This is a genomic window from Microbacterium sp. NPDC087665 (assembly GCF_044743285.1).
In the GTDB taxonomy this organism is placed as follows: Bacteria; Actinomycetota; Actinomycetes; order Actinomycetales; family Microbacteriaceae; genus Microbacterium.
The window spans coordinates 39300-52292 of record NZ_JBIUWD010000004.1 but is presented as its reverse complement, the minus strand read 5'-3'; the positions used below and the strand labels follow the sequence as shown (position 1 = coordinate 52292).

Sequence of the window (12993 nt, the reverse complement as noted above, 5' to 3'; positions counted from 1 at the left end):
CTCAGAAGAGAGTCGGCGCATCGGTGATGGCCCAGGACGCCCGGTGGAACGGCGAGAGGCCGACGGTGCGTATCGCGTCTCGGTGCTCCTGACTCGCGTAGCCCTTGTTGCGATCCCACTGATACTGCGGGTACGTGCCGTGCAGTTCCGACATGTAGGTGTCGCGTGCCACCTTCGCGATCACGGATGCGGCGGAGACCGATGCGCAGTCCCGATCGGCCTTGATCACAGGGCGCACGCGCAGCGGCGAGGGATGCACGGCCGACAGATAGTCATGATTCCCGTCGAGGAGTACGAGCGCACCGTCGATCCCGGCCCCGAGAGCGGCGACACCCTCGACAGCTCGCGAAGCCGCCAGCCCGAGCGCTCGCATGATTCCCACCTCGTCGACCTCGGCGGCACTCGCCCAGCCGACAGCGGAAGCCTGCACCCACGCCGCCGCGCGAGCGGCCACGTCGGGACGACGACGTTCGGTCACCAGCTTGGAGTCCCGCAGCCCCTCGGGAACTCGGCGCCGCGCGCCCGCGGCATCCATCACCGCGGCGCCGACCGCGACCGGGCCCGCAAGAGCGCCGCGCCCCACCTCATCGAGCGAGATGATGAGATCGCAATCCCCGAGAAGCCTGCGCTCCAGCGTCAGCGTGGGTGCGACGACGCTCATTCGGAGTCCGGCACGCCGTTGAAGATCTCGTGGTGTCCCTCGATGGCGCCGATCCTGCTGAACGGCCACGTGGTCAGAAAGGCCTTGCCCACGACGTTGGAGACAGGAACGAATCCGCCGCCGGGCAGATCCTGATGTGCGCGGGCGTCGCGCGAACGGTCGCGGTTGTCACCGAGCAACCAGAGGGACTCGTCGGGCACGACGACGTCGAACGGCTCGTTCGACGCCGCAGTGTCGCCGTCGGGCAGGTTCAAGTAGCTGAGTTCGTCGATGGGGGCACCGTTGATCGTGATCTGTCCCAACGCGTTGCAGCAGACGACGTGGTCTCCGGGCAGCCCGATGACTCGCTTGACGAGGTGATCCTGCGAATCGGAAGCGGAGACTCCGATGAACGTCAGCACCCAGTCGACGGCCTGCACGAGTGGGGGCTGAGCCGGCGTCTGCGGCTGCGGGTCGAGCCAGCCGCCCGGATCCTGGAACACGACGACATCGCCGCGCTCGTACCCGGTCCACCGCGGTGTGAGTTCGTCCACGAGGATTCGGTCATCGATCAGAAGAGTTCGCTCCATCGACGCAGACGGGATGTAGAACGAGCGCACGATGAACGTCTTGACCACGAACGAGACGACCGCGGCGATCAGGACGATCACCAGCACATCCCTCAGGAAGACCAGAATCCCGCGGCGGCGCTTGGAGCCGGTCGCGGCAGAGGGTTCAGAAGTCATCGTTTTCCTTCGCAGTCATGCTGGCCGTCGAGCGGCAGTAACAAGGGTCGCACACCGGGGAGAAAACACAGCACCCCAGGACATCGTGTCCTGGGGTGCTGTGGAGATGCTGCGACTCAGCGGTCGCGCTTCTCCTTGATCTTCGCCTTCTTGCCACGCAGCTGGCGCAGGTAGTAGAGCTTCGCGCGACGCACGTCACCGCGGGTGACGACCTCGATGTGATCGATCGTCGGGGAGTGCACCGGGAAGGTGCGCTCGACGCCCACCTGGAAGCTGATCTTGCGGACCGTGAAGGTCTCGCGAACGCCATCGCCCGAACGGCCGATGACGACACCCTGGAAGACCTGGATACGGGAGCGGCTGCCCTCGGTGATGTTGACGTGCACCTTGACGGTGTCGCCGGGGAAGAAGTCCGGAATGTCCGAACGGAGGGAAGCCGCGTCTACGGCGTCGAGGATCTGCATGATCATCTCTCTCTGCACTCGCCACAGGTCGGATGCATGATGGAAGGAACAAGAATGGGTATGTGCTGACGGATGCAGAGCATCCGCGGGCTCCCCTGTGGCAGAACCGGGTGCGGCACAAACAATCATTCTGCCACGGATGCCCGCTCTCTCCAAAACAGGGCAGGGCGCGGGACGTCAGTCGCGCGAGTCGGTCTCACGAACGACGATGACCTCGTGCGGGCGCGGTTCCGGCGAACGCTCATCGGCGGTGGGGATCGACGACCAGGTGATCGTCTCCCGGATACGTGCGCCACTCCCCTTGGCTTCGCTCCACAGCTGCCAGAGCTGCAGCCAGATCAGGGCGACCCCGGCGATGATCGCTCCGGTCAGGAGCCACGGGAACGCGCCATCGATGAAGCATCCGACAGCGATCGTGAGGCCGTGCCACACCGTGAAGCCGGCGACGTCCCACCAGGAGACCGCTCTCTCGGCGCGAACCGACGGACGTGAACGCGTCAGCAGGGTCAGGAGGAGCTGGCCGACGAAGACCGAGGGCACGGCGATGAACAGAACCCAGAGGATCGCCCACCCGCCCCGGAAGACGCCCCACCCGATCAGGAGCCACAGCGGCAGCAGGAAAGCTGCCGGGAGAAGCCAGCGGAAGAAGGCCTGTCGCAACCACATGCTCAAATCGTATGCCGACCGATCCGGCTCCGCACCGATGTTCGCTCTCAGCACCCGAACGCCGGAGCCCGCGCCATCAGGGAGAATGGGGTGAGACGAGAGGATCTCCGATGATCGAACTGCGCACCCCCGCCGAGATCGACGAAATGCGTGCCGCCGGCCGGTTCGTCGCCGAGACACTGGCGACGCTGCGCGACGACACGAAGGTCGGCACGAATCTGCTCGCCATCGATCGTCGAGCGCACGAACTGATCCGCGCGGCCGGCGCGGAGTCCTGCTACATCGACTATCACCCGTCGTTCGGGGCCAGCCCCTTCGGCAAGGTCATCTGCACGTCGGTGAACGACGCCGTGCTGCACGGCTTGCCGCACGACTACGTGCTCCGCGACGGCGACCTCGTCTCCTTGGACTTCGCTGTCTCGGTCGACGGCTGGGTGGCCGACTCGGCGGTCTCGTTCGTGGTCGGCGCCGCGCGCGAAGAAGACCTCCGCCTCATCTCGACGGCGGAACGGGCTCTCGATGCGGCGATCGCCGCCGCCGTCGTGGGGAATCGGATCGGCGACATCTCCGCCTCCGTCGCCGACGTTGCCCACGGCGAGGGGTACTCCATCAACACGGACTTCGGTGGACACGGAGTCGGGCGCACGATGCACGGTGATCCGCACGTGCCCAATGACGGTCGACCCGGGCGCGGCTTCCCGCTTCGCGATGGCCTCGTCCTCGCGCTCGAGCCCTGGTTCCTCGCGACGACGGACGAGTTGATCACCGATCCCGACGGTTGGACGCTACGCAGTGCCGACGGTTCGCGAGGCGCGCACGCCGAGCACACCGTCGCGATCACCGCTGACGGACCGTTCGTTCTGACCGATCGCTCGTTCCTCGGCGTCGACTGACTCTCGACGCGGGCCTTCTCCCCTTGGGGAGCCCTGGGGAGAGCTAGTCGCGGGTTTCGTCGCCCGGCAGAAGGTCAGGACGACGAGCACGCGTGCGCTCGATCTGCTGGTCGTGACGCCACTCCGCGATACGCCCGTGGTTGCCGCTGAGGAGGATGTCCGGCACGGAACGGTCGCGCCACACCGCAGGCTTCGTGTACGACGGATACTCGAGCAGCCCGTCTTCGTGCGACTCTTCGACCAGGCTTTCGGGGTTGCCCACGACGCCGGGGATCAGGCGGCCGATCGCCTCGATCATCGCCATCGTCGCGACCTCTCCCCCGTTGAGGACGTAGTCGCCGAGGCTGATCAGACGTACCTCCCCCAAGAATCCGGCGTACTCGAAGACACGCTCGTCGATGCCTTCGTAGCGGCCGCACCCGAAGACGATGTGCTCGCGGGACGCGAGGTCCCGCGCCGTCGCCTGCGTGAACACCTCGCCGGCGGGCGATGGGAAGATGATCGTCGGCCGATCGGACTGAGCTGTGATCTCGTCGAGCGCGAGACCCCAGGGCTCGGGCTTCATCACCATTCCCGCGCCGCCTCCGTACGGCGTGTCATCCACCGTGCGGTGCCGGTCGGACGTCCAGTCCCGGAGGTCATGGACATTCACGTCGAGGATGCCGGCGTCACGGGCCTTGCCGAGCAAGGAGAGCGTGAGTCCATCGAAGTACGACGGGAAGATGGAAAGGACGTCGATGCGCACGATGACCCGAATCAGCGACTAGTCGGACGGGGCGTCGGCGGCGGACTCGTCGGATGCATCGTCGTCGGAGTCGGCGCGAGCCGCGTCGGGAAGCTCCTCGAACAGTCCGGCGGGCGGTGTGACGATCACGCGACCCGCAGCGACATCGACCGTGGGGACGATCGCCTCGACGAACGGCACCATGATCTCCTGCTCCCCGGTCTTGATGATGAGGAGATCCTGCGCCGGGAAGTGCTCGACCCGCATGACCCGGCCGACGACGACATCGTCGCGCACGACGTCGAGTCCGACCAGCTGATGGTCGAACCAGGCGTTGTCCTCGACCTCGTCGTTGTCCTGATCGATCCAGAGGATCGCCCGCACGAGGGTCTCGGCCGCTTCGCGGTCATCGACATCGTCGAAGAAGACGACCGGATTGCCGTTCATCACGCGGTATTCGCGAACGACGACGTTCTTGCCGTGCCACGGAGATGCCTCGGGCACCTGCAACGTGAACTCGGCTCCCTGAGTGAAACGGCGCTCGGGGTTGTCGGTGTAGAGCTCCAACTTGAGCGCGCCCTTGAGGCCATGGGCCTTGACGAGGCGACCGACGCGCAGCTGGTTCTTGCCCTGTTGTGCTTCTTCTTTCGGCACCACGTCAGTCGTCCGCGACATCGACGCGCACGCGACGCCCGTCGGCCAGAGCGGCGACGAGAGTGCGCAGTGCCTTGGCCGTGCGGCCGCCGCGCCCGATCACGCGTCCACGATCGTCGGGGTGCACACGCACCTCGAGCAGGTCGCCTCGCGGCGACGTGGAAGCAGTGATACGGACATCTTCCGGGTGATCGACGATCCCCTTGACGATGTGTTCGAGCGCGGCGGCGAGCACGACGAATTACTCTGCGTCGGCGGCGGGAGCCTCAGCGGCCTCCGCGTCGGCCTTGACGGCGGGAGCCTCCTCAGCGGGAGTCTCCACCTTCTTCTCAGCCTTGGGCTTGACGACGGACTTCTTGGATGCGTCGATCTCGAAGGGAACCTTGGGCTCCTTGACCTTGAGAGTGGACTTCGCGTCCTTGTCGCCCTTGAACTTGCCCCAGTCACCCGTGATCTTCAGGATGGCGGCGACCTGCTCGGTCGGCTGAGCGCCGACGGAGAGCCAGTACTGCGCACGCTCGGAGTTGACCTCGATGAACGAGGGCTCCTCAGTGGGGTGGTACTTGCCGATCTCCTCGATCACGCGACCATCGCGCTTGGTCTTCGAGTCGGCGACGACGATGCGGTAGTACGGCGCGCGGATCTTGCCCAGGCGCTTGAGACGAATCTTAACAGCCACGATTCTCCTGAATTGTGTGGAAGGAAGGAACTGATCGCCTGGAGCGTGGGGTGCACACCCGGCGGAAGCTCAAAAGGGAGGACGAATGCTGGATAGAGGGTCGAGCAGGTCGTCCGACCTTCTATTCTGCCAGATGCGCGCCCGAGTCGCGAAACGTGAGGACCCGCGCGTTGTCGTGTCGCTCCGTCACCGTGCCAGACTGTGCTCGTGAAGCTCGATTTCGCCCCGTCCGCCCGGTCCACCGTCGGCCTGGAATGGGAGATCATGCTCGCCGATCCGGAGAGCGGCGATCTCACCGGCCGTGCTCCCGAGCTCCTCGCCGAGTTGGAGGAGCAGAGCGCCGATGAACGTCACACCGTCACCGGCGAGCTGCTGACGAACACGATCGAGGTGACAAGCGGAGTGGGCGCGTCCGTCGCGCACGCGGTCGATGACATCGCCCGCGCGATCTCAGCGGTGAGGTCGGCGACGGATCCGATCGGAATCGAACTCCTCTCCGCGGGCAGCCATCCTTTCGCGCAGTGGTACGACCAGCGAGTCACCGACAAGACGCGGTATCACTCCCTGATCGAGCGCACCCAATGGTGGGGACGCAACATGATGATCTGGGGCATCCATGTGCACGTGGGCGTCGAGGATCATCGCAAGGTCTTCCCGATCATCAACGCCCTCACCGCCTATCTGCCTCATCTGCAGGCCCTCGCGGCCTCCAGCCCGTTCTGGGCCGGCGAGAGCACGGGATACGCCTCCAACCGAGCGCTCGTGTTCCAACAGCTCCCGACCGCAGGGCTCCCCTGGGCTCTGCAGGATTGGGCGCAGTTCGAGGCCTACATGGAGGACATGGTCCGGACCGGTGTGATGAAGGATCCGTCGGAGGTGCGCTGGGACATCCGACCCGCGCCGCGGTGGGGAACGATCGAGGTGCGGGCGTGCGACGGGATGTCGACGCTGCCCGAACTCGCCGCCGTCGCCTCTCTCGTGCAGGTGCTGGTCGAGCACTTCTCCCGGATGCTCGACGAAGGCCGGGCGCTCCCGGTGCTTCCCGCCTGGTTCCATCGGGAGAACAAGTGGCGGGCGGCTCGGTACGGACTGGAGGCTCGGGTGATCGTCGATGCGGCGGGCGATCAGCGCCCCGTGCGCGAACATCTCGCTCAGATCCTCGACGAGCTGACCCCGATCGCCGTCGACCTCGAGTGCGCCCGCGAGTTCCGGAGCATCGACACGATTCTGAGCGACGGGGCGAGCTATGCACGTCAGGTCGCTGTCGCGGAGGCATCCGGCGGCGATCTCAGGGCCGTCGTCCACCACCTGATCCGGGAGTTCCGTTCCGGTCCCGAGGCGTCGACCGACGAGTCGTGAGCGTCAGCCGTCCGCGAGCTGCCTCGCGAGCCCTTCGTCGAGAACCACATCGGTGATCAGATCGGATGCGATCGCGGCCCGCACGCTCGCCAGCTTCGGGATGCCCGACACGACGCAGACGCGACGCGGCACGCGGCGGAGCCGGTCCAGTCCGGGGCCGGTCGCACGAGCGTTCAAGCGGATGTCGCGCCAGGAACCGTCCGCCCGGAAGAACACCGTTGCGACATCGCCGATGGCGTGGTCCTCGCGAAGGCTGCGGTAGTCCTCGCGTCCGAGGTATCCGCCGACGTAGACACGGCTCGGCACCTCTGCGGCGGGCGAGCCCAGACTGAACACCGCGATGTCCATCTTCGACTGCAGATCGAGGACTCGCCGCGTGCTGCGTTCGCGCCACATCGCCTCGCGCGTGGCCGGATCGTCGAAGAACGCGGGAACGGGGAACTGCTGCACCTGCGCACCGAAGGCGCTGCCGAACCGCTGAAGGATGTCGCTCGAGTACTCGACCCCACTGGTCTGGGTGTTGCCCGCGCCGTTGAGCTGCACGAATGTCGTGTTGTGCGTCTCTTTCTGCGTCAGGCCGCGGCTCACGGCGCTGATCGTCGATCCCCAGGCCACGCCGATGATCATGTTCGAGTCCACGAACTGCGAGAGCAGTCTTCCCGCCGTGAGGGCCACCCTCTCGAGGCGCTCGACCTCGCTGACGATCTCGGGCATCGGAACGACGTGCGCCGCGATGCGGTGACGATCGCGGATCCGCTGCTCCAGCATCCCCAGGCGTTCCAGGGGTGAGTTGATGCGGATGTCGACGAGACCGCTTTCGCGCGCGTAGCTCAGAAGCCGCGACACGGAGGACCGCGATGTGCCCAGCTCTCTCGCGATCACCTCCATGGTCTTGTCCTGCATGTAGTACAGCTGTGCTGCCGTGAGCGCAGCGATCAGTTTCGCATCACGAGAATGCGCGCCGTGGTCTGCCAAAACCGCCTCCTTGTTCTCGATCCTTGCACATATGTGCACTGGGCTTGCGCGCAGCGGTCGTGGGGGTCGATGCTGGGGGCAAGCAAGGAAGAGAGTTCGAGCATGATCGAATCGACACACTCATCACCCGAGCGCGACGACGTACGTGCGCTCCGTGAATCCGGACGGACGACGGTGCTCGTCATCGGCGGCGGCATCAACGGAATATCGACATTCCGCGATCTCGCCCTCCAGGGCGTCGATGTCGTCCTGGTCGAACGCGGAGACTTCGCCTCGGGCGCGTCCTCCGCATCGAGCCACATGATCCACGGCGGCATCCGCTACCTCGAGAACGGCGAGTTCCGACTGGTCCGCGAATCGGTCGAAGAGCGCAACGGACTCCTTCGCATCGCTCCGCACTACGTCAAGCCCCTGCAGACGACGATCCCGATCTACTCGACGTTCTCGGGAATCCTCTCCGCGCCCCTCCGCTTCCTCACGCACAAGAGCGGCAAGCCGCAGGAGCGCGGTGCCTTCCTGATCAAGGTCGGCCTGACGATCTACGACACGTTCTCGCGCGACGGCGGAAGCGTGCCCCGCCACCGGTTCCTCGGCCGCAAGCGCTCGCTCGCCGAGCTTCCCGCCCTCGATCCGAACATCAAGTACACGGCCACCTATTACGACGCCTCGATGCACGACCCCGAGCGGCTCGCACTCGACGTGCTGCAGGACGGCCGCAGTGCCCACCCGGGCGCGCACGCGCTCAACTACGTCGAAGCGATCGCCCGCGACGGCGAGAAGGTCGTGCTCCGCGATCGCGAGAGCGGCACGGAGTTCACCGTGCAGGCCGATGTCGTCGTGAACTCCTCCGGCCCCTGGACCGACCTCACCAATGACGCGCTCGGCGCGGACACGCGTTTCATGGGCGGTACCAAGGGTTCCCACATCGTGCTCGATCACCCGGAGCTGCTCGATGCGACGCGCGGCCGCGAGATCTTCTTCGAGCACTCCGACGGTCGCATCGTGCTGATCTACCCGCTCAAGGGGCGCGTCCTCGTCGGCACCACCGACATCGACGCCGACCCGAGCGAAGTGGCCGTGTGCACCGAGGAAGAGGTGGACTACTTCTTCGAACTCATCCACCACGTCTTCCCGCAGATCGATGTCGACCGGAAGCAGATCGTGTACCGGTTCTCGGGCATCCGTCCGCTCCCCCGTCACGAGGACACCGCTCCCGGGTTCGTCTCCCGCGACTACCGCATCGAGGTCGACAAAGACGGTGCCGTTCCCCTGGTGAGCCTCGTCGGCGGCAAGTGGACGACGTTCCGTGCACTCGGCGAATCGCTCTCGGACGTCGTGCTCGGGCTGCTGAACCGCACGAGGACGGTCTCGACGGCAGGACGTGCCATCGGAGGCGGGCGTGACTTCCCCCGCACCGAGAAGGCGAAGCGCGCCTGGATCCAGGAGAACCTTCCCGGAGCCGGCGACCGCGCGCAGAAGCTGCTCACGCGCTACGGCACGCGAGCCGCGCAGGTGTGGGAATACGTCGAGCAGGGCACGGATGCTCCGCTCGCCGGAGGAGACCTCTCCACCCGCGAACTCGAGTGGATGGTGCAGAACGAGCTCGTCGCTCGTCTGCAGGATGTCGTGCTGCGACGCACGAGCATCGCCTTCACCGGCAACGCCGACGCCCAGGTGCTCGACGAGATCGCAGACGCACTCGCACCGCTGCTCGACTGGGACCGTGCTCGCCACGACGCCGAACTCGACCAGACCCGCCAGCTGCTCAACGAGCGGCATGGCCTCGACATCTCTTCCCGCACCCGCGGCTGACGAGAACTGACCGTCGCCCTCCTCGCGACGTACACCCAAGAAGGAGTCATGGCAGAGGGGCCATGACCCGCAAGAAAGGTCAATGAAGACATGCCTGATGTCAATCTCGGTCTCTATTTCCTGTCGGAACTGGTCGGTACCGCGATGCTCGTCCTTCTCGGATGCGGTGTCGTCGCCAACGTGGCCCTCGCCAAGAACAAGGGGTTCGGCGGCGGATTCCTGATGGTCAACTGGGGATGGGGCCTCGCGGTGTTCGCGGGTGTCATCGTCTCGGCCTACTCGGGCGCGATCCTGAACCCCGCTGTGGGTATCGGCCTCGCGATCGCCGGCAAGATCACCTTCACGATGTTCCTCGTCGCCACGGCCGCTGAGCTTCTCGGTGCGATCCTCGGTGCGATCGTCGTCTGGCTCGCGTACAAGCAGCACTTCGACGAGGAGCCGGACGCAGCCAACAAGCTCGGCGTCTTCTCGACCGGCCCCGCCATCCGCTCCTACGGCTGGAACCTCGTCACGGAGATCATCGGCACGTTCGTGCTCGTGTTCGTCATCTTCGGCTTCGCCGACTACGGCGACATCGAGGTCGGAACGCCCGGAGGCCTCGGACCGCTCACGGCCCTCCCGGTCGCTCTGCTCGTCGTCGCGATCGGCGCCTCCCTCGGTGGACCGACCGGTTACGCGATCAACCCGGCCCGTGACCTCGGCCCCCGCATCGCCCACGCGATCCTTCCGATCAAGGGCAAGGGCTCGAGCGACTGGAGCTACTCCTGGGTCCCCGTCGTCGGCCCGCTCATCGGTGGTGCGATCGCGGCTCTCGCCGCTCCGGCACTCCTCGGCCTCGCCGCCTGACGCTGACCGTCCGAATCCCACTTCAAAGGAGAAAACACAATGGCTGACTACATCCTCGCCATCGACCAGGGAACCACATCCAGCCGCGCGATCATCTTCGACAAGAAGGGGAGCATCATCGCGACGGGCCAGAAGGAGCACGAGCAGATTCTGCCGAAAGCCGGCTGGGTCGAGCACGATGCCTCCGAGATCTGGCGCAATGTGCAGGAGGTCATCGGTCTGGCATTGAGCCGCGCCGATCTGACCCGCCACGACATCGCCGCTGTGGGCATCACCAACCAGCGCGAGACCGCAGTCGTCTGGGACAAGACGACCGGCAAGCCGGCCTACAACGCCATCGTCTGGCAGGACACGCGCACGCAGGACATCGTGGATCGTCTGGCCGCAGACGGTGGCGTCGAGCGGTTCAAGCCGGTCGTCGGTCTTCCGCTCGCGACCTACTTCTCGGGCACCAAGATCGCCTGGATCCTCGAGAATGTCGAGGGTGCGCGCGAGAAGGCGGAGGCCGGTGACCTGATCTTCGGCACCACCGACAGCTGGGTTCTCTGGAACCTGACCGGCGGCGCTGACGGCGGCGTGCACGTGACCGACGTCACCAACGCGTCGCGCACGATGTTCATGGATCTCGAGACGCTCGAGTGGCGCGACGACATCCTCGAGGCGTTCGGTGTGCCGCGCTCGATGATGCCGGAGATCCGCTCCTCGTCCGAGGTCTACGGGGCAGCGGAGGACTCCTCGCTGCTGCGCGAGACGCCGATCGCCGGCATCCTGGGCGACCAGCAGGCCGCGACCTTCGGCCAGGCGGCCTTCCAGAAGGGCGAGAGCAAGAACACCTACGGAACGGGTTGCTTCCTCATCTTCAACACGGGCGAAGAGATCGTCCACTCGAAGAACGGGCTGCTCACCACCGTCGGGTACAAGCTCGGTGACGGGCCGACGCACTACGCGCTCGAGGGTTCGATCGCCGTCACGGGCTCGCTGATCCAGTGGCTGCGCGACCAGCTCGGCATCATCTCCTCGGCTCCCGAGGTCGAAGAACTCGCCGACAAGGTCGAGGACAACGGTGGCGTGTACATCGTTCCGGCGTTCTCGGGTCTGTTCGCGCCGTACTGGCGCTCCGACGCTCGCGGCGCGATCGTGGGTCTCACCCGCTACGCGAACAAGAACCACATCGCTCGCGCCGCTCTCGAGGCCGTGGCCTTCCAGACCCGCGACGTGCTGGATGCCGTGAACGCGGACGCCGGTGTGGATCTGACCGAGCTCAAGGTCGATGGCGGCATGGTCGCCAACGACGCTCTCATGCAGTTCCAGGCCGATGTGCTCGGTGTTCCGGTCGTGCGTCCCGTCGTCGCGGAGACGACAGCCCTGGGCGCCGCATACGCCGCCGGCCTCGCCGTCGGTTTCTGGGACGGTCTCGACGACCTGTCTGCCAACTGGCAGGAAGACCGTCGCTGGGAGCCCTCGATGGAAGACGGAGAGCGCGACCGCCAACTGCGTCTGTGGCGCAAGGCCGTCACCAAGTCGATGGACTGGGTCGACGAGGACGTGAAGTAGTCGTTCACCATTGAGTGGGGGCGGATCCGGAGGAACCTCCGGATCCGCCCCTTTTCATTCCGCGGATGCCGTCGCCTCGAGCACGTCGAGGAAAGCAGTAGCCACGCGACGGGGCGATTCCGCCTCCCACGCGACATACTCGATCCGTCGGGGCCCGTCGACGACGGCGACGGTCGAGATGCCGTCGCGGGCCGGATCGACGACTCCGGGCGCCAGCAGCGCTGAGGCGAGTCCCTCCGTGACCAGGTCGAGCATCAGGCTCGCGGAGTCCACCTCGAAGGCGACATCGCGCGACACCCCCACGGCGGCGAAGGCGACATCGCTTTGCGCACGCCCCGACGTCCCCCGAGGGAAGTCTGCGAACACGGCGCCTTCGAGGTCTTCCAGGCTCAGTCGCCTCCGGCCTGCGAGCGGGTGGTCCCGGTGGAGTACCGCCACCAGACGCTCCGAAGAGAGACGACGGTAGGCGACTCCTGCGGGCACGACGCCGTCGCGCAGCCCCAGGATCGCGACATCGATTCGATCCTCGGATATCGCCCGCATGAGGGTGTCGCTGTTACCCATCTCCATCTCGACGCGCACGGCGGGGTACGCGTCGCGGAAGGCGGACAGCACGCGCGGAACGCGCACGGCGGTGACCGTCGGGATCACACCGAGGCGGAGCGGGCCGACCACAGCCGCTGCCGTGGTGGCCACCGCCTCCTTCGCTCGCTCCGCGGCGGCGAGAGCGCTCCTCGCGGGCCCCAGGAAGGCTTCGCCGGCCTCTGTGAGGCGCACGCTGCGGCTCGAACGCACGAAGAGACGCTCGCCCAGCTCACGCTCCAGCGCCGCGATCTGGTGACTCAGGGCCGACTGGGTGACGAAGCACTTCTCCGCGGCGCGGGTGAAGCTCGCGTTCGCGGCGACTTCGACGACGTACCGGAGTTGCTGCAAGTCCATACATTCATGATGACCGTTCATGCTCGTGGTGACAAGAATGCG

Annotated in this window: 15 protein-coding genes; 5 read left to right on the top strand and 10 right to left on the bottom strand. The window is 66.2% G+C overall.

Annotated features, from left to right (window positions below; translation table 11 throughout):
• Position 1: 1 nt before the first annotated feature.
• From ACIOSY_RS10085 to ACIOSY_RS10070, 4 genes are all read right to left on the bottom strand, one after another.
• On the bottom strand, positions 2 to 661 hold the full coding sequence (locus ACIOSY_RS10085) for a ribonuclease HII (protein ID WP_400852757.1): 660 nt from the start codon (positions 659 to 661) through the stop codon (positions 2 to 4).
• Complete coding sequence (lepB, locus tag ACIOSY_RS10080) at positions 658 to 1386, bottom strand: signal peptidase I (protein WP_400852755.1); 729 nt, start codon at positions 1384 to 1386, stop codon at positions 658 to 660. The genes ACIOSY_RS10085 and lepB overlap by 4 nt, the downstream gene beginning before the upstream one ends.
• 116 nt (positions 1387 to 1502) lie before the next feature.
• The gene (rplS, locus tag ACIOSY_RS10075) at positions 1503 to 1850 is read right to left on the bottom strand and encodes a 50S ribosomal protein L19 (protein ID WP_400853810.1); all 348 of its coding nucleotides are present in this window, start codon (positions 1848 to 1850) and stop codon (positions 1503 to 1505) included.
• Between the two features lie 177 nt (positions 1851 to 2027).
• On the bottom strand, positions 2028 to 2516 hold the full coding sequence (locus ACIOSY_RS10070; protein WP_400852753.1) for an MFS transporter permease: 489 nt from the start codon (positions 2514 to 2516) through the stop codon (positions 2028 to 2030).
• A 110-nt stretch (positions 2517 to 2626) separates the two neighbouring features.
• On the opposite strand from ACIOSY_RS10070, the gene map reads away from it, so the two are divergent.
• Positions 2627 to 3409: a type I methionyl aminopeptidase gene (gene map, locus ACIOSY_RS10065; RefSeq protein WP_400852751.1), complete on the top strand. Its 783-nt coding sequence runs from the start codon at positions 2627 to 2629 to the stop codon at positions 3407 to 3409.
• Positions 3410 to 3452: 43 nt separating this feature from the next.
• Here map and trmD read toward each other — a convergent pair whose 3' ends face one another.
• Genes trmD through rpsP form a run of 4 tightly spaced genes read right to left on the bottom strand, consistent with a single transcriptional unit; the run spans position 3453 to position 5466 of the window.
• On the bottom strand, positions 3453 to 4154 hold the full coding sequence (gene trmD / locus ACIOSY_RS10060; protein WP_400852749.1) for a tRNA (guanosine(37)-N1)-methyltransferase TrmD: 702 nt from the start codon (positions 4152 to 4154) through the stop codon (positions 3453 to 3455).
• A gap of 18 nt (positions 4155 to 4172) precedes the next feature.
• Positions 4173 to 4808: a ribosome maturation factor RimM gene (gene rimM, locus ACIOSY_RS10055; RefSeq protein ID WP_400852747.1), complete on the bottom strand. Its 636-nt coding sequence runs from the start codon at positions 4806 to 4808 to the stop codon at positions 4173 to 4175.
• On the bottom strand, positions 4792 to 5022 hold the full coding sequence (locus ACIOSY_RS10050) for an RNA-binding protein (RefSeq protein WP_247622601.1): 231 nt from the start codon (positions 5020 to 5022) through the stop codon (positions 4792 to 4794). The genes rimM and ACIOSY_RS10050 overlap by 17 nt, the downstream gene beginning before the upstream one ends.
• A gap of 6 nt (positions 5023 to 5028) precedes the next feature.
• Entirely contained in the window at positions 5029 to 5466 is a 438-nt protein-coding gene (rpsP, locus tag ACIOSY_RS10045) for a 30S ribosomal protein S16 (protein ID WP_400852744.1), read from the bottom strand.
• Between the two features lie 207 nt (positions 5467 to 5673).
• On the opposite strand from rpsP, the gene ACIOSY_RS10040 reads away from it, so the two are divergent.
• Positions 5674 to 6825 (top strand): glutamate--cysteine ligase, encoded by a 1152-nt coding sequence (locus ACIOSY_RS10040; protein ID WP_400852742.1) that lies wholly within the window; start codon positions 5674 to 5676, stop codon positions 6823 to 6825.
• A 3-nt stretch (positions 6826 to 6828) separates the two neighbouring features.
• On the opposite strand, the gene ACIOSY_RS10035 is transcribed toward ACIOSY_RS10040, so the two are convergent.
• Positions 6829 to 7800, bottom strand: coding sequence for a sugar-binding transcriptional regulator (locus tag ACIOSY_RS10035; RefSeq protein ID WP_400852740.1), 972 nt, complete (start codon positions 7798 to 7800; stop codon positions 6829 to 6831).
• 102 nt (positions 7801 to 7902) lie between these two features.
• Here ACIOSY_RS10035 and ACIOSY_RS10030 point away from each other — a divergent pair, with 102 nt between their 5' ends.
• The 3 genes from ACIOSY_RS10030 (at position 7903) to glpK (ending at position 12012) form a co-directional block, all read left to right on the top strand.
• The gene (locus ACIOSY_RS10030; RefSeq protein ID WP_400852738.1) at positions 7903 to 9612 is read left to right on the top strand and encodes an FAD-dependent oxidoreductase; all 1710 of its coding nucleotides are present in this window, start codon (positions 7903 to 7905) and stop codon (positions 9610 to 9612) included.
• 90 nt (positions 9613 to 9702) lie between these two features.
• Positions 9703 to 10458 carry an MIP/aquaporin family protein gene (locus ACIOSY_RS10025; protein ID WP_400852736.1) on the top strand — a complete coding sequence of 252 codons (756 nt, stop codon included), beginning with the start codon at positions 9703 to 9705 and terminating at the stop codon, positions 10456 to 10458.
• Positions 10459 to 10497: 39 nt separating this feature from the next.
• Positions 10498 to 12012: a glycerol kinase GlpK gene (gene glpK, locus ACIOSY_RS10020; RefSeq protein ID WP_400852734.1), complete on the top strand. Its 1515-nt coding sequence runs from the start codon at positions 10498 to 10500 to the stop codon at positions 12010 to 12012.
• 54 nt (positions 12013 to 12066) lie between these two features.
• Here glpK and ACIOSY_RS10015 read toward each other — a convergent pair whose 3' ends face one another.
• A complete protein-coding gene (locus ACIOSY_RS10015) occupies positions 12067 to 12951 on the bottom strand; it encodes a LysR family transcriptional regulator (protein ID WP_400852732.1) in 885 nt (294 codons plus the stop codon).
• Positions 12952 to 12993: the final 42 nt, after the last annotated feature.